An 18,294-nucleotide genomic window follows, 5' to 3' on the forward strand; every position below is an offset into this window, starting at 1 on the left:
TGGTTTGGTTATTCTTTATCCTCATTATGTGGCGCGGTTAAATACCTGCCTGCCAATTGTGTAAAATCGCTCACTTGCTGCTCTTGCCATGTTGCATCATAGCCCAACTCTGATGCAATTAACTGCGCAACTACCGGTGCTAAACGTATTGCTGCCTTAGCATCTAAAAACAATAGCCGCACCCTCCTTGCCAGCACATCTTCAACTGTACGGGCCATTTCATTTCTAACGGCCCATATCACTTCGGCTTTAAGATAAGATAATTCCTTATCTAATTTTTGTCCAAACTCCGGTTCATGCCTGATCAATACGTTTATAAGCTCTTCATCGTTACCATAACCCGACAGATCACTCTGAGTAGTTTTGTTAAGATAGCCATGAATTTTTAGGTTTTGGGTTATGCAAGGCAAAGTGGGCAAACCGGCGTTCTGTATAGCTTTATCAACTACATCTTCGGCCATCTTGCGATAGGTTGTCCATTTGCCACCAATAATAGTAATTAAGCCAGATGAATTTACCAGGATTTTATGACTCCTGGAAATTTCTTTTGTGGAGTTAGTATCTTTATCGGGCGCTGCCAATGGGCGTAAACCGGCAAATACGGATAAAGCATCCGCTCGTGTAGGTGCCTTTGTTAAATATTGTCCGGCGGTTTCTAATATAAATTCAATCTCCTTATCTAAAGCAACCGGCTCTAAACTCTGACTTTCTAAAGGCGTATCGGTTGTGCCTACCAACACATGATCATGCCACGGAACGGCAAATAATACTCTGCCATCCATAGTTTTAGGGATCATGATAGCCTTATCCCCATGAAGAAACGATCTGTTTAACACTACATGCACACCCTGGCTTGAGCGTACCAAAGGTTTTTGCGCGGCTATATCCATTTGGAGTATTTCGTCCACAAAAACTCCGGTAGCGTTAATAACTACTTTGGCATTAAGGCGATATTCAGTTCCGCTTTCAATATCCTGAGCAATAACTCCGTTTATATTTTTATCATCTGCTTTAAGTAAGCCGGTTACTTTTATATAATTAAGTAAGGTACCGCCTTGTTCTGCACCGGTTTGAGCCAGATTGATAGCCAGGCGGGCATCATCAAACTGACCATCCCAGTATTCTATCCCGCCTTTTAATCCTTTACTTTTTATTTCGGGGATAGTTTTTAATAAGTTTTCTTTTGAAAGTGATCTCGACCCGCCGAAACTAAATTTACCCGCAAGCCAATCATAAAGCTTTAAGCCGATCAAATATTGTGCTCTTGCAAACCAACTATAACACGGAATTATAAATGATTGCCGTTTAACCAGGTGAGGTGCATTTTGTAAAAGTAACCCGCGCTCATGCAATGCTTCGTATACCAGGCCGATGTTGCCCTGTGCTAAATAACGCACGCCGCCATGAACTAATTTTGTGCTTCGGCTTGATGTACCTTTAGCAAAATCTGCCTGTTCGAGTAGTAATGTTTTATATCCTCTTGATGCGGCATCAACAGTTGTGCCAAGCCCGGTTGCTCCACCACCTATTATTATAAAATCCCATAAATCGGTTTCCGTTATTTCCTTTAAAAATCTTTCTCTTTGAAAACTTTTTTTATTTCCTATCATTTCACTTTTATGCCATAAATATTTCGATTTATACAAAAACGAAACACTTAACAATAATATGAAATATTATGAAACTCTAAACGATTTTAAAAAAAATAAAAAAAGAACCGTTTTTAGAAAATCAGGAATATGGATTTATCCTAAATTTCTGCTAAATTGCCGTTATAAAAATCAGCAAAACAAGTAATGAGCAGCTTAACCGAGCGACATCAGCATATTTTAAATAAGATACAGCAGGAAAGTAGCGTGACTGTATTAGACCTTTGTAATGAACTGGAGGTATCCTCGGTAACCATTCGAAAGGATCTGAAACTATTAGAGGACAAGAACTGCCTTTTCCGTACCCATGGCGGTGCTACGCAAAACAACCCTTATACAACAGACCGGCCGGTAAATGAAAAAGAAAAGCTGCAATCGTCCGAGAAAATAAAAATAGGCGCGGCCGCTGCAAAACTTATTCAGCCTGATGATTCTATCTTGATAGCATCCGGCACCACGGTGCTGGCCCTGGCCAAAAGCATACAACCTGTTGGTAATTTGACGGTTATTACATCAGCCCTAAATGTGGCTATTGAGTTAATCCATCATCAAAATATCGAGGTACTTCAATTAGGTGGGATATTAAGAAAAAGCTCATCATCTGTTATGGGCCCTTATGCCGAAAGTATACTGGCCGATTTTTTTTGCAGTAAGTTTTTTTTAGGGGTAGATGGTATAGATCTTGATTTTGGTTTAACTACAACCAGTGCCATGGAGGCACATTTAAACCGCCAGATGATGGCCGTATCACAAAAAACAATCGTAATTGCTGATTCAACAAAGTTTGGTAAAAGAGGCTTTGGTAAAATATGCGGATTAGATGAAATAGATCAAATAATTACGGATAAAGGCTTACCAGAACATATAGTAGAAAAACTGGAAGCTATGGGTGTTAAGGTTATATTAGTATAGCTGCAACCACTTCTGTACGATTGTTGCTAAAACCAGGTTATATCTATCCCCAAGCCTTTCTTAAAAACCCCAACCAGTTACCATGCATCATATTATCGATATCCTGGCTAGTGTAGCCACGTTTGCTTAACAGGTAGGGTACCTTTTGTAAATCAGCAATGGTTTCCAGGTCATAGGGAGATTGCTCACGGCCAAACGCCCCGTCCAGGTCAGTACCCATGCCTACATGCAACGCATTACCTGCCAGTTGGCAAATATGATCTATATGATCTACCATAACTTCCATATTACAGTTCGTACCCTGAGGGGTTGATACTCCCCTCACCCATCCCGGCACCATCATCCACGCATCTAAAGCGGCGCCTATTACAGCGCCGCGATCTATTAATGCTTTTATCTGTTCGTCACTATACTGGCGGTTATGGTTTACCAACGCGCGGCAGTTATTATGGCTGGCCCACACATGCCCGTTAAAATGATCCAACGCTTCCCAAAAGCTATCGTCGCATAAATGGGTGGCATCGAGGATAATGTTAAGGCGCTCCATTTCATTTAACAACTCATGTCCTTTTACACCCATAAAGCCGGTTGCATCGGTACCTTGTGCATAACGGCCGGGGCCGTAATGTGCCGGGCCCACTGCTCTTAACCCAGTTTTGTAAGCGCGCTCTAAATGTTGTATAGTAACTAATGAATCCGCACCTTCCAAACTTAAAATATACCCTATTGGTTTATGTTCAGGAGTATTGTTATCACTCCAAAGTTTTATGTGATTCTCAAGGCTGATAAGATCATTGATCTGCACCATTTCACCGGCATCTTCCATAGCCTTATACCAGGCTAGCTGCCCTTGTGTTTGGGCCCATGCCTGTGCAGGAGAGTGCCAACCCGGCAGGCTATTACCCGGTGCTACAAAACGCGCAATTTGTGTAGCAACTACCAAACCGATGTTTCCTTTACGCAAGTCAGGAAGACTAACTACCGCTTTTGCCCTATCCGGTTTATCAGTTAAACCCACTTCACGCTCATTAATGACTGCAACCGGTTGTGTAAGGTCGCGGTTCCACTCCAAGGCGTTCATACTCAGATCAAGATGGGCATCAATTATAAACATGTTTTAAATATTAATTTTACGGTCGCGGGCTATGTTTTTCCATTCGCCTGCTGTATGTTTATCTTCAATAACAATTGCACGTTCATAAAGGGCTACAGTAGGGCAAATATGGTGCGATACCCCATAAAGCAGATCACCAACTTTGTAATTATGATTAAGCCCTGCATCTAAAACCAAATGCTCTTCACTTTGGCTGATAAATTTTAACTGCTGGGCATTTAAAAATACCACACGCTTATCTAAAACGTTTTCGGATGCGATGGATTTATGCCCCAGATCAACACAGATCTTTGTTTCGTCCGGCAAGGATACTACTCTTGTTACCACTAAAGCAGCCGACAAAAAAACCTGCTCTTTAAGAGTTCGCCCGTAACCATTATCCCAATAAATAAAAGTACCAGGGCTGCATTCTATATTTTTACGGAGAGCATGTATAGGAAATGTAGGTGTGCCACCTGCAACTATTATTGGATCAAAACCTATATTTTTTAACTGTTCTGCCAGTTTTTCAACCGGCTCAAAAGCTTCATTACAACGTTGCGTACGTATGGTTAAATCCTCATCACGAAGATGCCCATCATATACATGTAAACCTATAATATTGATATTGAGTAATCCGGCACATTGCTTATACAGCTCAAAAGCAGCAACAGGCGCAATCCCAGAGCGGTTCATCCCAACATTTAAATCAATATAAATATTAACCATAAGATCATTTTCTCTGGCCAGTTTATTTATTTGTTTTGCTGCGTCTAAATTATCTACCAGGCAGGAAAATTGTGTGTGAGGATATTGTTTTATTAAAGCAATAAACCGATTTATTTTAGGGCCGATGGGTTGATAGGCCAACAAAACATCCTTAACGGCGCATAGCCCTAACATTTCGGCTTCGGCAATGGTGGCGCATTTAAATTTGCTAATGCCTGCCTCCATACATAAAAAAACCGCTTCTTTACATTTATGCGTCTTTACGTGCGGCCTTAACCTGTCAATATTATCTACTTTACTTTTTAGTAAAGCGATATTATGTTTAACACGATCTGGATATACTACCAATGCCGGCGTATCCAGCAGATCAACATCTAAAATATTAAACCAGTTTTCCATGGAATGAAATTGGTTATTCTAATTCAAATAAAGCCTCTATCTCTACAGGTATATTATCAGGCAGTGAGCCAAAGCCTACTGCACTACGTACGCCGATACCGTTTTCGGGTCCCCAAACCTGCGCAAAAAGTTCACTACAACCGTTAATGATATAGGGGTGTTTTTCAAAATCAGGCGTGCAGTTTACCATGCCCAAAACTTTAATAACCCGCTTTACTTTATTTAAACTACCCAGGTTAGTTTTTATGGTCGATAATATAGCCAAACCAACTTGCCTTGCGGCCAGCTTGCCATTTTCCATATCAATGGTTTCGCCAATACGGCCTATGATTAAGCTCTTATCATCCTGAACAGTACCGTGACCTGATACATACAGGTATTTACCATCAATTAAATAGGGCTTGTAAACGCCTAGCGGAGTTGGTGCAGGTGGAAGTTTTAAACCGGTTTGTTCAAAATTTTCTTCAGGAGTGTTCATAGTAAATTGATGATTTATGTATCATCAAATATACTGTCTTAACGCTATTTATTAAGCAGGAAATAAACTATACGGCAAGCGTTGCCTTTACTGCTCTTAATTTTTTCGTTACTGATAGTTAACTTTAACTCGTGGTTACCATTCTTTAATCCACTGCCAAACAATACATACCATGGCAAATGCAGAAACGAACTCCATTGTGTGTACAGGTCAATATGCTGTTCAGCGCCATTGTCAATAGTATAATTAACAATACCTGCATCAGGGCCTGATACGATAACCATACCTATAGCATTGCCCTTAAATTTTAAACTTAACGTGGCACCTGCTTTGGTGCTTTCTAATACCGGCACTTTCACAAAACCATCCCTGGTACCAACATGGTCAACAGGTGTCCAATATTTGTTTAAAATCCAATCAGAATTATATTGCGCATTTTCAATATTCAAATAGCTTCCGTTAACGAAACTATCCTTATTTATCATGTTTATAGCGGCAAATGGGTGTTTCTCTTTTTTAGCATTTGGACTATTCAACTCTGCCGACAACAAAGTCTTGATAGCTTCAAAATACAACCGCTGACCAAAAGGCGATGGGTGCAGATCTTTAAAATCTTTCTTCCAACTAAATTCTTTATTGGCAATCTTATCGCTTACGGCTTTAGCTAAATTTATAGAAGGCAAGTTATAATGGCCGGCAATTAATTCGTGGTTTGCAATGGATGTGGGAACCAACCCTTTGTTATAAATACTTGTTTTATCAGGGTCAGCAAAGGACATCATCACCATATCCATAAACGGGTTATTTTTATTGGCATGCCGCACAATCCCTTCTAATGATTGTACTTGTGTTACACTATCAGTACCGTTTACCTGATCATTAACCGCTGCTTCCAGGAATAATAGATCCACTTTACCCGAATCCAGCACATCCCTTTGTAACCTAAAAACATGGGGCAAACTCCCAAGTGACGGGATACCCGCAGCAATAAATTTAAATTTTACTTTAGGATAGGTATCCTTTAAATAGCCGGATACCATTTCCTTCCAACCGGGATTGTAGGTTATTGAACCACCTAAAAAAGCAACTGTTACTATTTGCTGATTGTTGATGGCGTAAGCTGTATTACTTAATCCACCTCTTTTTTCGATATAATTACTAAATGGCAGAGGCTGTATTTGTGCTGATGCATTGAGGCAACAAATAATAAACAAGAAAACCAGCAGATATTTTTTAGTCATAATTATATACTTGGAGTAAACACGTAAGATTTACCAGCCTGTGTACTAAATGAATATTTAAAACCTGTTGTCGATTTTGATTTAGAAAAACCAAAAACAGCTTTAAGCGCACTTACACTGCGCAAACTACATGTACCTCCAGAAAGTGATTTAACAACTAACTTACTTACTTTGCCGTTTTTCCATTGCAGCTCGGTAATTTCAAAATTACCACGGGCCTTTAAACCTTTAACAATACCACTGGGCCAGGCAGATGGTAAGGCCGGTAAAAGTTGGATCTCGCCTGTTTGGCTTTGTATCAACATTTCGGCAACGCCTGTAGTATAACCAAAGTTACCATCTATCTGGAAAGGCGGGTGCGCACAAAGCAAGTTCGAGTAAATACCGCCGCCTTCGTTATAATCTGTGCCTTCTGAACCGGCAAGAGTAATGAAATTTTTAAGTATGATGTAGGCATGATCCCCATCTTGTAATCTTGCCCAAAAATTAATTTTCCAGGCCATAGACCAACCGGTAGATGCATCGCCACGGGCTAATAAACTTGTTTTGGCAGCAGCAGCCAGTTCTGGCGTAGTAATAGTACTTATCTGGTGGCCGGGATATACCGCAAACAAATGCGATACGTGGCGATGTGTATCTTTTGGGTCGTCCCTATCGGTTTCCCACTCCTGCAATTGGCCCCATTTGCCTATTTTAGGTTTTAGCAAATGCGCCTTCAAATCGGCTATATGATCTTTGTAAGATGGATCAATTCCTAAAATTTGAGCAGCTTCTATATAGTTGGTAAACAGATCATATATAATCTGTTGATCGTGCGATACCCCGTCTTCTGTAGGCCCATGTTCGGGCGACCAACCCATTGGTGAAACTAACGTTCCGTCATCCCGTCTTTTTAAATGATCATCCCAAAACTCGCACACCTCTTTTAAAATGGGATAGGCAAAAGTCTTTAAATAGTCTTTGTTCTTTGTAAAGGTATAATGATCCCAAAGCGCTTGGGCATACCAGGCGCTGCCGGGGATATTCCATTTATAGCTATCACCCCCAAACGAGTTATTTTCTGTTCTGACTGTCCAACCGCGCACGTGGCCGTACTCTTTACGGGTGTGTATTTTGGCAACTTCTCTGATACTGTTGATATAATCCAGATATGGAACAGCACATTCTGATAAGTTGGTTGGTTCGGCCAGCCAATAATTCATTTGGATGTTGATGTTAGAGTGATAATCGCTGCCCCATGGCGGATTGTTACTTTCGTTCCATAATCCCTGCAAATTTGCAGGCAGGCCACCTTTTCTTGATGAACTGATCAGCAAATATCTGCCAAACTGAAACTGTAAAGCCTCTAACCCATGATCTGGTAAGGTTTTATAATTGATAATTCGCTGTTTGGTGGTTAATGCCTGTTGAGCAGCGCTTGTTTCTGCTAAACTCAATGATACGGTGCTGAACAATTTTTGATAATCACTAACGTGATTATTAAGCAACATTGCATAAGGCTTTGTTGTAGTTTGAGCTAATATTCTTTTAATCTTTATATCAGGTTCTTCGCCCTTCCAGTTTTGCTCGCGTTTGTTGCTAAAGTTGGTAGCGGCGGTAAATAAAATGGTAATAGCATCGGCGCTATTTATTTTTAGTTTCGAGCCGCTTTCTATATTACTTGAGCCATTCTCTAATTTAACCAAAGCTGTAGCCTGGTAAGTCATTCCATTAGGCAACTTGCCTGCAAATTGTATGCTTGTACCATTTGCTGTAACCTGCGCACCATGGGCATCAGTTAAACTTAAAATCCCCGAGTAAGCGCCTTTTTTATTCGCTGTAAATCGCAGCACCATCACTTTATCCGGAAAGCTGCAAAAATACTCGCGGCTATATTGAATGTTATTTTGCGTATAGCTAACATGGTGCAATGCTTTACTAATATCCAACTCTCTTTTATAATTGTCAAAGTCCTGTCCTTTGTTGTCGAAATCAATAAACAGATCACCAAAGGCCTGGTAGGCTCCGCGATTGTTTTCATCACCTGTCCATAGCGTATTATCATTAAATTGGATATGCTCCTGGTCAACACCGCCGAATACCATTCCTCCTATCCTTCCATTACCTATGGGGTAGGCTTCTTTCATCCATATAGCAGCAGGTTTATCGTCCCATATTCTGTTTGTTGATTGTGGTGCAGGCTTGTTTTGCGCAACCAAATTTTGCATCGGGAATAGCAGGCAGAATAAAACTAGTTTAATAAGAAACTTATTTCTTTTAAATGGATTCATAGTAAGAGGCAACTTATCGGTTTATATTAAGTCAATACAAATGTAATGTTAGTGGCAGTTAAGAAATTATGCAATATTGTCATTGTACTTAATGATATTGCCACAAATTGGATTATATTGTTTATAACATTCAGGTTCCAATTGGGCGATGCAACAAATTAACTCAACTTAGTGCAAAATCTTATTGAGTAATTGTGTAATCAGATATCTTTATCATCAATTCAGGAATCAACACTTATGCGGTCACTCAACAAAATAGTCGTTATTACATTGCTTGCCTTTATGGTTGCAATACTTATTCAATGTAATAGTGAAACTGGCAAATCGACCGCTGTATCGACTTCGCGAGACACCTTTCCTGATAGTGATGTGATGAAAGGAAAGGCATTGGCTGCAAATTACTGTCAATCATGCCATAAATTGCCCGATCCGTCTTTACTGGATAAAGAAACTTGGCGTAATGGTGTCCTACCCGAAATGGAGTTATACCTGGGGATTCAATCTCCGGCTGTGGCCAGTATGTTAAGACAACCCGGCAGCGACCTGGATTACATGCCTGATAGTGCACAAATGGATACCGTAAAATGGAAGCAGATAGCCGCCTACTTTATTACAAAAGCGCCAGATCATCTACCTATACCGAAAAAGACATTACTAATACACCAATTACCTTTCTTTAAAATAGAACCCGCACCTGCCGAATGGTTTGCAACTCGGGCGATAACATCATACGTTAAAATCGATACCAGTGTGTCTCCGCATAGGCTTATTGTAAATGACGGCATGACCAATAAGTTAATTATTTTAAATGATAGATCACAAACACTAAAGTCATCAGTTTTAACAGGTGCTATTGTAGATATGTCATTCCAAAAAAATAAAATTACTGCTGTTACTATTGGTAAAGACTTGTATGCAAATAACTTTAAAAACGGCGATGTTAGAGAAATGACTATCGATAAAAGCGGTGTAATTACGCCAAAAGACAAGCCGCTTTTTAGTCAATTACGCCGCCCGATAGCAGTTAACATAGCAGATCTTAACCAGGACGGAAAGAAGGATTACCTTATTGCACAATTCGGTAAAATGGTGGGTAGGTTAAGTTGGATGGAAAATCTGGGACATGGTTTTAAGGAGCATATATTAAGACAAAAGCCAGGATGTATAAAAACTATTATTGATTATAGCAATAAAGAAAAACGGCCAGACATCTGGGCACTTTTTGCGCAAGGTGATGAAGGTGTTTTTCTATATAAAAATGATGGCAAAGGCGGTTTTGAAGAAAAGCAAGTATTAAGTTTTCCACCATCATACGGTTCAAGTTCCTTTGTGTTAGTTGATTTTAATGGCGATGGATTTAAAGATATAATTTATACCTGCGGGGATAATGGTGATTACAGTCAGATATTAAAGCCTTACCACGGGGTGTACATTTATTTAAATGATGGCAAAAACAACTTCACTCAAAAGTATTTTTATCCTATAAATGGTTGTTATAAGGCTATTGCCAGAGATTTTGATGGGGATGGCGATCTGGACATTGCTACCATTAGTGAATTTCCATCAGCAGTAACACCCTGGGAAGCATTTATATACTTTGAAAATAAGGGGAATTTTAATTTCCAAACTTATACGTTGCCCTTAAATACACCATTTCAAAGAGGAATGACTATGGATGCCGCAGATATAGATGGCGATGGAAAAACCGATCTGCTATTGGGTAATGGATTTTATAATACTGATTCACGCAGCAATGCCACACAGCCTCTGTTTATTGTTTTAAAAAACATATCTATTTTTCATCAAAATAAATTAAAGCCTGATAAATTTATCAAGCTTTAATTTATGACCGGCTTTCACGTTAGCGACCAATATCGCCTTCACACCTTCAGCGACCAAAGGCGGTGAGGGAGGGATTCGAACCTATCACCATATATCTTTATGAATCAGTGTGTTAAACTAACGTCAACCAATTGAACTACACGAATAACTCACTTTTTCTTTCGGGTATCTCCAATCGTCTAAACAAATATACAAAAATTATTCTTTCGTAAGTATAAGAATGACAGCTTTTAAGTGTCAAAAAAAATAAAAAATCCTCCATGAAAGCGCCCCTTGTTTTGCCACCTTTGAAACAGATCATCCAGCAAAACAATGGGCGAAAAAATGGGGCTCCGCATCGCGGAGCCCGCCGGACAATTTTAAAAATCAGCCTGTATTTAACACAAGTAATTAGACCGCTAAATTTCTACGATAATACAATCCTGACAATCTGTTGCCTCTATTTCCGCTTCTTCTTTAGTATCAAATATAAGATTGCTCCCATTTTCATCGGTAACAATGATTGCGCACTCTGCGCCACCAATAGCTTCAATTATTATATAACTCATGTTCTTAAATTTATTGTTAGTCCTTATGCTACCTTCAATGGCTGTGTCCTAAAATCTTTGAGGTTCAAAAAGAAACCCCTGTTAAATAATATGCCCTCCCGAAATAATTGCCACAATAACGATGCACCTATATTAGCCAATGCGGAATTGATAAACAAATCCTGTTTGGTCAGGGCATCTGCCAACGAACAGCTTGGCGTATTATCGGTGGTTTCCGATGCCTTTAATAACTCGCCAAATTCATCGGTTACCATAGGCAGGGTTTCTGCGGTGCGGTATTGTTTGGAATCGGGCTGTTTGATTTTAGCAATTGTGGACAGGATAACCTGCCCTGTTTCCCTGCTGTTGCCAAAATCCATATAATAAAGCGGTTGGCTACGGCTGTTGCTCATGCGTTTAGTCAGCGTTTTCAGGATGTGTGCAATATCTTCTCTTGCCTGCACCGTATCGACACAACCGATGGTAATGGTCGCCCATGCGCTTTCCTTATTACCGCTATAGGTCATATCATATTTTTCGGTGATTGCTTTCCAGTTCGTTCCGAAGAAACGGTTGATGCGGTTAATCAATGCTACGGACTTAGGTAAACCCAATTCGGCGGTCGTAAATAATTGCCTTGCCAAATTAGCCCTGCTAACGGTATCATCATCAAATAGCCTGACAAATAAGCCAGGGTGATTGAGGGCGACCAACGCCTGGCTCATTCTTGCCAATGCGGTCAGTACCTGACCACCGGTACCCCCTGCGCCAATCAGGTTGACGGTAACAGGATTGTACGGTTGTAATAATTCCTTGTTTACAATATGCACGGCTGTGCGGTTATCGTTTGCTTTCGTCTTTTTCATCGGATTAAATCTTTTACTGTTCTGCCATTTTTTATTAACTCATGCTGTGGAAACTCCCTGCCTGTGCCGACCTGCTCCTGCCACAACTGCACCAAATTACCTTTGCAATGCCGATGGTTGCCGAGTGTGTGGGTGAAATAGCTGTTAAAAAAATACGTTTCCCATTGTGCTATGAACTGCTCCAAATGAGTTTGTCGGTCGATATTGATATTTACTGTACCCATGCAAACGCTACCGTCCTGTGAGAGATTAAATAAAGGCGCATAATACAATGAGGTATCAGCGTTTGGCTTTGCCTTGCCTTTTAAGGCAAAGACCTGTAGACGCTCTTTAGTGGCTTTCCAAAGCATGGCAGGTATCTTGGTCTTACCCGATGGAATGCCCAAGCTGTCCGTAAAGAACAGGTCAATTTCCTGTGGCGGGGTACACCAAATCGCATAGCCGTTATTTTGAGCATTGACGTAAATTAACTTTGATGGTAAAACACCCCTGCATTGCAGGTAGGTAGTTTTAAGTTCCTGTGTGGATTGCATCAATTCGCTTAACAGCATCATTTCCGTAATGGATAAAGGATGGGCATTGATTGGATTGCCGTGCTTGCCAATATCATAGCTTTCCACGTAAATATCGCTTTCCCTGCGGTCGTGGCTTTGGCTTTCCTGTTCTACAGACTGATAAATCAACAGGGCTTTGACAGGCAGATATTGTTCGTTAAATGTTTGGCTCACGTTCTTCATAGTCATGGTCATTTAAAAGTTTACAAAGTCTGTCTACCAATTCAAACAGGCGGTTCTCGAAATCAAAATCTGGCGCATTTACTTCGGGCAATTTGTCAAATTTTTGCAGGTGCATCGGCTCGTCCATGTAGGTTATTTCCTGAAAATTGCAATTTATCGTATCAAAAAGCGTGTCTGTGAAACAGTTGTTTCCGCTCCAATAAAAGCTGATATATTGGTCAGCACTGATACGATCTTCATCTTCGGGATAAAGCAAACCCGAATGGATATTGTCAAATATCGAACGTTGGGGAGCAAACCTATATAATTGCAGAAACTCGACACCTATCGCTTTCCACTCCTGTTCCCAATTGTCTACAGGGTGAAAATTTTCTACGATTTGTGCAAACTGCGCCAAATAATAAGGCTTATGAATTTGCTCATGTAATTTCAACCCTGCGTTGTGCATGACGTATAGTTCGTCCAGTTGCGCTTGGTGGTCATCCTCGTCCTCTTGGTCATCGTTAACCCAATCCTCTATCATTTGGTACTGGCATCCGACATAACTCCCATTTTCGGTATAAAAAGGTATCCCGACAACCTGATGCAGGTAAGCACAAATGGCTAATAACAGTTCGGCTAATCGTTGTCCCTGACTGCTTTGCACCCAATGCCATAGCGGACGTACAGGGATATAGTATAAATTCATACCTGTATCGTATCGGCTAACAGTCGCCAACGTGGCGATATGCTGTTCATCACTTACGATGATACATTCCATTTGCTTATCCTTTGCTTTTAAGGCTTCGCTTACGACCTGCCACGTTTGGTAGATATTCTGTGGGAATAAATTATTGACAGGTTGAGGGATGGCTAATCCGTAATAACTACAGAGTTGGGAAAGGGAGTTTTCAAACTCCCTTTTTGCCCTGTCCCTGTTGCCGTCAAAAGCCCAAAACGGCTTAAACTGATGCTTTAGAAAACCATTTCGGCTACGCCCTGCGGTGCGCTTCTTGACAGATTGCGTTGCACCTCGTTTGTATCGGGCAAGCGGTCTAACTTGTCTATTAACCTGCCGAATTGCTGTTGCAGTTTCCATACCTCTTTTTCCTTTCTGATTTTTAATGTTCGCTCTCCTTGTTGCTTTTTCATGGCTTATCCTTTATGCCCCATCGTACTCTCAAAGCGGTATTGCACTTCATCGTCCTTGATTTCAGGGCCGATAATTTTCGCATTGGTGAGTATGGGGTAATTAGCGGAATAGAAATTCTGTACATCGCTTGCGGTAAATTCCGCACCGGGGTCTGCCAAACGTACTTCCTGTCCGTTTTCCTTGTGCAGAAACACCCTTTTTAATTCATTGACTATCATGTTGGTGGCGTTAAGGTTAAACTTCCTGTAAACTGGCGTAAAGTGCCTGACGTTTCTCTAATTGCTCCCGCTTGGTCTTTAATTCATCTGCCTTGTCGGGGTATTCTTCGGCATCAGGTAATTGCGCAATGGCTTCCTTATACTTCATATCGGTATTCAACTGGCTTACCCTTTGCATAGCCTCGTCATACAGCCGTTGTTTTTCCGCTAAATCCTCGGTTTCATCGGGTTGTTCGTCCACATCATCATCCGCATCGTTATCGGGTTCTTCGGCGGGTTGGGTAAATAAACTGTTATCTGCCACCTTTTTTGTAGTGGCGGGTGCAGTTTTGCCATTGGTTTTTTCAGGCTGTTTCTTCGCTTTATCCAGTTCAGCTTGGTAGGCTTCGAAATTGGCGAACAGCTTAACGGTTTGTTTTACAGGTTCACCGATTTCATCAAAAAATTTCTCGTCCAACTCCTGCGGAGTTCCTTTTAACAGCATGGGCGGTATGTTTTTGCCCTGTGCTATCTTCGGGTTTGGATTGGTTAACAGTACCGATACGGCAATGGTGCCAATATCGTTAGACTGGATATTGATTTGCAGGGTACCATTGATTTGCAAACCTGCTATCTGTTCAAAAAAGTGCGTTTTCATATTCGTTAAAATTTAAAATGATAATTAAAGCCTGCAAGGGCAAGTAAAAACAAGCCCGCTAACAGGCATAGATTACCGATGAATAATATGGGCCTTTCCGTGAGCATGACCATAACCGCCCTGCGGTAAGAGGAAAATTGCTGCAAACCCGCCATTCCCCTGCGATTGAACCTGCGCCTGCCAATATGATAGCGGATGAATAACCCAATGGCTAACAATAGGCAACTACAGGGTATTATATGGTCATGCGCTCTCATATCAGGCAAATAAAAGTTCAACGGCGGGTTTAAATTTCGGGTCGGTATTCCTGTCGCTAACCACATATTGCGTTAAAGCATGGGCGGTAAAGATGGCGGTATAGCCACCAAATAATTGCTCGGCAAATACAACTGACCTTTTGTTAAGTTCTTTAGCATATTTCGCCATGACCTTTTGCACTTCTTCGGCAAGTTCGAACCAAAAATCCACGCCGAACATTTGGTCTTTCCATTCGGCGGTTATCCGCTCTTTGTCGTTTAAAACCGTTTCGGTCATTTCGTTGAGATAGCCTAAAAATTCGGGTATCTCGTTTATTAATAAGCTATGCAAAAGCCTTGCTTTCTGCACATTGTTCAATATTTTTAATGGTTTCATAATTTTCAATTTAGCGGGGCTTAACTCCACCCCTGTTGTTTAGCAAATGATTTGATTTCTTTTAAGCTGATTTTGTGGCATCCGACACGGATAAAGTGGGCGTTGATTTCAAGGACATCATACAAATTCATCAGCCTGTCAGGACAGTTTTTACAACCGCCTTTGGCAATGGTTTCCAATACAACGGCGTAGAATTGCTTGCCGACCGCAACTGGAATTTCTACTCTTTGGGTGGTTTCCAAGCGTTCGGTAGCCTTATCATAGCGCAGGTAGTCATAGCCGTCTGCCGTTGTGATGTAATTGGCTTGAAAAGTCCGCCAACGTTTCAGATTGATTTTTTGAATGCGCAGGGCTTCGGCTTTTTCTCTTTTGGCTTGGGCTTTGCGTAATCGGGTTTCTTTTTGGATGACCTCCTGATATTGACCAAGGTTCTTAATCTCACCCGCCTGTTGCAAAACTTCGGGTATTTCACAGCCAAAAAAGTCGGTATAACGTTTGGCTTCGCCATAAACCTGCTGAATTTCCAAAATGAATTTGGCGGGGTTACGTGCGTTTGCCAATGAGCCTGCGATACCTTTTATTGTACTGTACCACTTTTCAAATAATTCGTCTGCCGGCCAATCAGGGTTCGGGACAGAAATTTGCTGAATATGGCGGGACGCCTGCCTAACAAGCGTTACATGAGCAGATGTTGATTTGCTATACTTCTTTTGTGTAATGAGTATAGCGTGACCACCTGTATTATTGTATACATGTTTGGCTATCAAAAAATGATAACCGTATGAATAGATGTTCTCCTGTTCAAAAAACAGGTTACTGGCTCTTGCCTGTTCTCCGATACCATTTGCCCAATGGTGGGCAACTGTTGCGATATCTCTTGCTCTTTCCATCTTTCCCCTTTGTTCGTTTCAAAACTATTTCCCTTACTCCCTTGAAGCCGTCAAATACCCGTGTACAAACGGCGCTATCCGTTTAATTAAATTGTTTGCTTGGTTGGATTACTTTGTTTTTGTTTCCCGCCTGTGTGGGTTTGCCATCGTCTTTTTTACCCGATGAAGTCAGCATATTAATTTCATCGGTGCGGAATTTCAGGCTTGCCATTGGTTCACCATCCCTGTTTACCCACGGTTCAGCGGTCATAAAACCTGAAAGCTGTACCAACATCCCTTTTGTTAAATAAGGTGCGATGCCATCACCCCGCCAGTAGGTACATTCCACAAAAGCGGTTTCCTCTTTTTGTTCGCCCTGTGATTTGTAACGGCGGTTAATAGCCACCCTAAAACCTGTTACATTTTTGTCTGCGTTTACCGCTCTTACGGTAGCGTCTGCTACCAATCTTCCCGTGATTTCCATAACGTTTTGTTTTTTAATGAATAAATTTTGTTCGTTATTTCTTTCTGTTCCCCTCTGCTTTGCGACCCTGCCCGGGTAGTTTTTTTCAAAGAAAAAAGAGTAAAAAAGAAAGCAATGGGAGGTGTGATTGTAAAGGCACGGGAGAACTATAAGTCCCGGAGGGTGGCCGCAGCGCAGCGGAGGACATTATGCGTTCGTACGGGGCTGCAATCACGACCTCCGCGTCCTTTTTTACTCTTGTTTCTGAGAAGAACTGGTAGTTTAAATCCCTGTCATTTATCTCAAATGCAGCGGGCTGCGTTTGCTCGCCGGGGGCTTTTGCAGCGTAGCGAAAATGCTGTAGGCGGCGGTAGGGATCGGAATGGCATCCTGCCCAAGGGCAGATATAATGGAGAGCCCGGGCCGTAGGCACCGCACAGAAATTATCCGTTTAGAAACGGCTATACACGCGTATTTAAAGGAGAATTTGAGGTCAGTTACCCAATGTTGTGTCAATATATACCCTAATCAGCGTATAATCGGTGATTATATACGAAATGGCGTATAATTAAGCCAGCAAAAGCTCATCTATTTTGAATTTTTTAATATGGCCCGGATCAATTTTTAATTCCCGGGCGAACTCATTTATTCTGGTTGAATTGGCTTCAGAATGGAAACTGATTTGCCATTGGAGATTGTTTGGGTCGTCGTTTACGGTTAAGATCTTCTCAAAATAAGGCAGGTCAACTTTTGATAGAGAATGCCCTATGACCACAATGGTTTTTATTTGATGGAGCGAGGTAATAAAGCGTTGATGCGTTTCCAGCACTTTTTCAAAGTTCTTGAATGATCGTTCATAATAATCTTCTATTCTTTCTGCCGCGAAGTTGATCGCGTGGTACCTGGCTTCTGAGCGCCAGTTACCTTTGGTTTCATCTTCGAGGAAATAGGCGAGATAAGTGGGGTTTGAATTGTTGTAGGATTTGTTTCTTTTGTTTTTTAGGCGGGGTTGGAACCTGGGCTTGTTTTCGTTGTTTTTAAGCCAGTTTGTTAGGCTATTTTCCGGGCTTTCGCCGTGGCCTAAAATGATGCTGCCCGTTTTATCCGACTTTTGGCCATGTAAATAACAGATCTGATGCGTAAGGACGCCGTAGGTAGTGTCCAAAAAATCGGTATAGTTAAAGGATAAGTATAATGCGTTAGGATCAAGCCTTAACAGCCGCTTTTCATAGCCCGCGGGTAAAGTTAATGTCCTGATCCACTGGTGAAAACGTTTCTTTAAGTTTTCAGTGAGTTCATCGACCAATTCACCCGCGCTGTCTTGAGAAAAGTATAGTTCCGCATAGGTAAAATCATCATCGCCTACTTCACTCGCCGGAAAAAACGGACTGATATAGTTGATAAAGGTTTCCCTGGAAATAGTTAACAGGTTTTGTTCAAAGTCGCCCCAGATATTATCGCAATCGTATAGCTGCTCTAAAGCGTATAACAGGTCCCGGTCATGCTTGGTTAAATAGGTCTTAAAATCGGCATATTTTGATGCTATGCCATGATGCAAGTCAAACCCATTGCCGATGATGTAGAGCGTATCCTCCATTT

The 18,294-nt window shown here is 41.2% G+C and carries 19 protein-coding genes; 2 read left to right on the forward strand and 17 right to left on the reverse strand.

The genetic code is table 11. The features are described from left to right. Positions 1-8 precede the first annotated feature (8 nt). Positions 9-1,610 (reverse strand): glycerol-3-phosphate dehydrogenase/oxidase, encoded by a 1,602-nt coding sequence (locus JWQ34_RS12855; RefSeq protein WP_299357694.1) that lies wholly within the window; start codon positions 1,608-1,610, stop codon positions 9-11. Positions 1,611-1,796: 186 nt separating this feature from the next. Here JWQ34_RS12855 and JWQ34_RS12860 point away from each other — a divergent pair, with 186 nt between their 5' ends. After that, complete coding sequence (locus JWQ34_RS12860) at positions 1,797-2,561, forward strand: DeoR/GlpR family DNA-binding transcription regulator (RefSeq protein ID WP_299357695.1); 765 nt, start codon at positions 1,797-1,799, stop codon at positions 2,559-2,561. 43 nt (positions 2,562-2,604) lie between these two features. Here the strand turns inward: JWQ34_RS12860 and JWQ34_RS12865 are convergent, their stop codons facing one another. The 5 genes from JWQ34_RS12865 to JWQ34_RS12885 are packed head-to-tail and all read right to left on the reverse strand — an operon-like array spanning position 2,605 to position 8,708. Next, a complete protein-coding gene (locus JWQ34_RS12865) occupies positions 2,605-3,675 on the reverse strand; it encodes a membrane dipeptidase (RefSeq protein WP_299357697.1) in 1,071 nt (356 codons plus the stop codon). Positions 3,676-3,678: 3 nt separating this feature from the next. Next, entirely contained in the window at positions 3,679-4,782 is a 1,104-nt protein-coding gene (locus JWQ34_RS12870; RefSeq protein WP_299357699.1) for a D-TA family PLP-dependent enzyme, read from the reverse strand. Positions 4,783-4,795: 13 nt separating this feature from the next. Continuing rightward, entirely contained in the window at positions 4,796-5,260 is a 465-nt protein-coding gene (locus JWQ34_RS12875) for a RidA family protein (RefSeq protein WP_299357701.1), read from the reverse strand. Between the two features lie 44 nt (positions 5,261-5,304). Continuing rightward, positions 5,305-6,501: an SGNH/GDSL hydrolase family protein gene (locus JWQ34_RS12880; protein ID WP_299357702.1), complete on the reverse strand. Its 1,197-nt coding sequence runs from the start codon at positions 6,499-6,501 to the stop codon at positions 5,305-5,307. A gap of 2 nt (positions 6,502-6,503) precedes the next feature. Beyond that, on the reverse strand, positions 6,504-8,708 hold the full coding sequence (locus JWQ34_RS12885) for a glycoside hydrolase family 95 protein (RefSeq protein ID WP_299357703.1): 2,205 nt from the start codon (positions 8,706-8,708) through the stop codon (positions 6,504-6,506). 345 nt (positions 8,709-9,053) lie between these two features. Here JWQ34_RS12885 and JWQ34_RS12890 point away from each other — a divergent pair, with 345 nt between their 5' ends. Beyond that, positions 9,054-10,613 (forward strand): VCBS repeat-containing protein, encoded by a 1,560-nt coding sequence (locus JWQ34_RS12890; RefSeq protein WP_299357704.1) that lies wholly within the window; start codon positions 9,054-9,056, stop codon positions 10,611-10,613. Positions 10,614-11,011: 398 nt separating this feature from the next. On the opposite strand, the gene JWQ34_RS12895 is transcribed toward JWQ34_RS12890, so the two are convergent. The 11 genes from JWQ34_RS12895 to JWQ34_RS12945 form a co-directional block, all read right to left on the reverse strand. Continuing rightward, positions 11,012-11,161, reverse strand: a complete 150-nt coding sequence (locus tag JWQ34_RS12895) for a hypothetical protein (RefSeq protein WP_299357706.1) — start codon at positions 11,159-11,161, stop codon at positions 11,012-11,014. 23 nt (positions 11,162-11,184) lie between these two features. Beyond that, positions 11,185-12,006, reverse strand: a complete 822-nt coding sequence (locus JWQ34_RS12900) for a PRTRC system ThiF family protein (RefSeq protein WP_299357707.1) — start codon at positions 12,004-12,006, stop codon at positions 11,185-11,187. Continuing rightward, complete coding sequence (locus tag JWQ34_RS12905) at positions 12,003-12,743, reverse strand: PRTRC system protein B (RefSeq protein ID WP_299357708.1); 741 nt, start codon at positions 12,741-12,743, stop codon at positions 12,003-12,005. Before JWQ34_RS12905 ends, JWQ34_RS12900 begins: the two co-directional genes overlap by 4 nt. Continuing rightward, entirely contained in the window at positions 12,718-13,503 is a 786-nt protein-coding gene (locus tag JWQ34_RS12910) for a hypothetical protein (protein WP_299357709.1), read from the reverse strand. The genes JWQ34_RS12905 and JWQ34_RS12910 overlap by 26 nt, the downstream gene beginning before the upstream one ends. A gap of 194 nt (positions 13,504-13,697) precedes the next feature. Further along, on the reverse strand, positions 13,698-13,874 hold the full coding sequence (locus JWQ34_RS12915) for a hypothetical protein (RefSeq protein ID WP_299357710.1): 177 nt from the start codon (positions 13,872-13,874) through the stop codon (positions 13,698-13,700). 3 nt (positions 13,875-13,877) lie between these two features. Continuing rightward, positions 13,878-14,093, reverse strand: coding sequence for a PRTRC system protein C (locus tag JWQ34_RS12920; RefSeq protein WP_230544637.1), 216 nt, complete (start codon positions 14,091-14,093; stop codon positions 13,878-13,880). A gap of 16 nt (positions 14,094-14,109) precedes the next feature. Continuing rightward, positions 14,110-14,730: a PRTRC system protein E gene (locus JWQ34_RS12925; RefSeq protein ID WP_299357711.1), complete on the reverse strand. Its 621-nt coding sequence runs from the start codon at positions 14,728-14,730 to the stop codon at positions 14,110-14,112. A gap of 258 nt (positions 14,731-14,988) precedes the next feature. Further along, positions 14,989-15,363 (reverse strand): hypothetical protein, encoded by a 375-nt coding sequence (locus JWQ34_RS12930; RefSeq protein WP_299357712.1) that lies wholly within the window; start codon positions 15,361-15,363, stop codon positions 14,989-14,991. Positions 15,364-15,383: 20 nt separating this feature from the next. After that, positions 15,384-16,253, reverse strand: coding sequence for a hypothetical protein (locus tag JWQ34_RS12935; protein ID WP_299357713.1), 870 nt, complete (start codon positions 16,251-16,253; stop codon positions 15,384-15,386). Between the two features lie 82 nt (positions 16,254-16,335). Beyond that, the gene (locus tag JWQ34_RS12940; RefSeq protein ID WP_299357714.1) at positions 16,336-16,716 is read right to left on the reverse strand and encodes a single-stranded DNA-binding protein; all 381 of its coding nucleotides are present in this window, start codon (positions 16,714-16,716) and stop codon (positions 16,336-16,338) included. A 547-nt stretch (positions 16,717-17,263) separates the two neighbouring features. Then, entirely contained in the window at positions 17,264-18,292 is a 1,029-nt protein-coding gene (locus JWQ34_RS12945; RefSeq protein WP_299357715.1) for a bacteriophage abortive infection AbiH family protein, read from the reverse strand. Between the last annotated feature and the right edge of the window lie 2 nt (positions 18,293-18,294).

Origin of the sequence: Mucilaginibacter sp., assembly GCF_028288185.1 — a bacterium.
In the GTDB taxonomy this organism is placed as follows: domain Bacteria; phylum Bacteroidota; class Bacteroidia; order Sphingobacteriales; family Sphingobacteriaceae; genus Mucilaginibacter.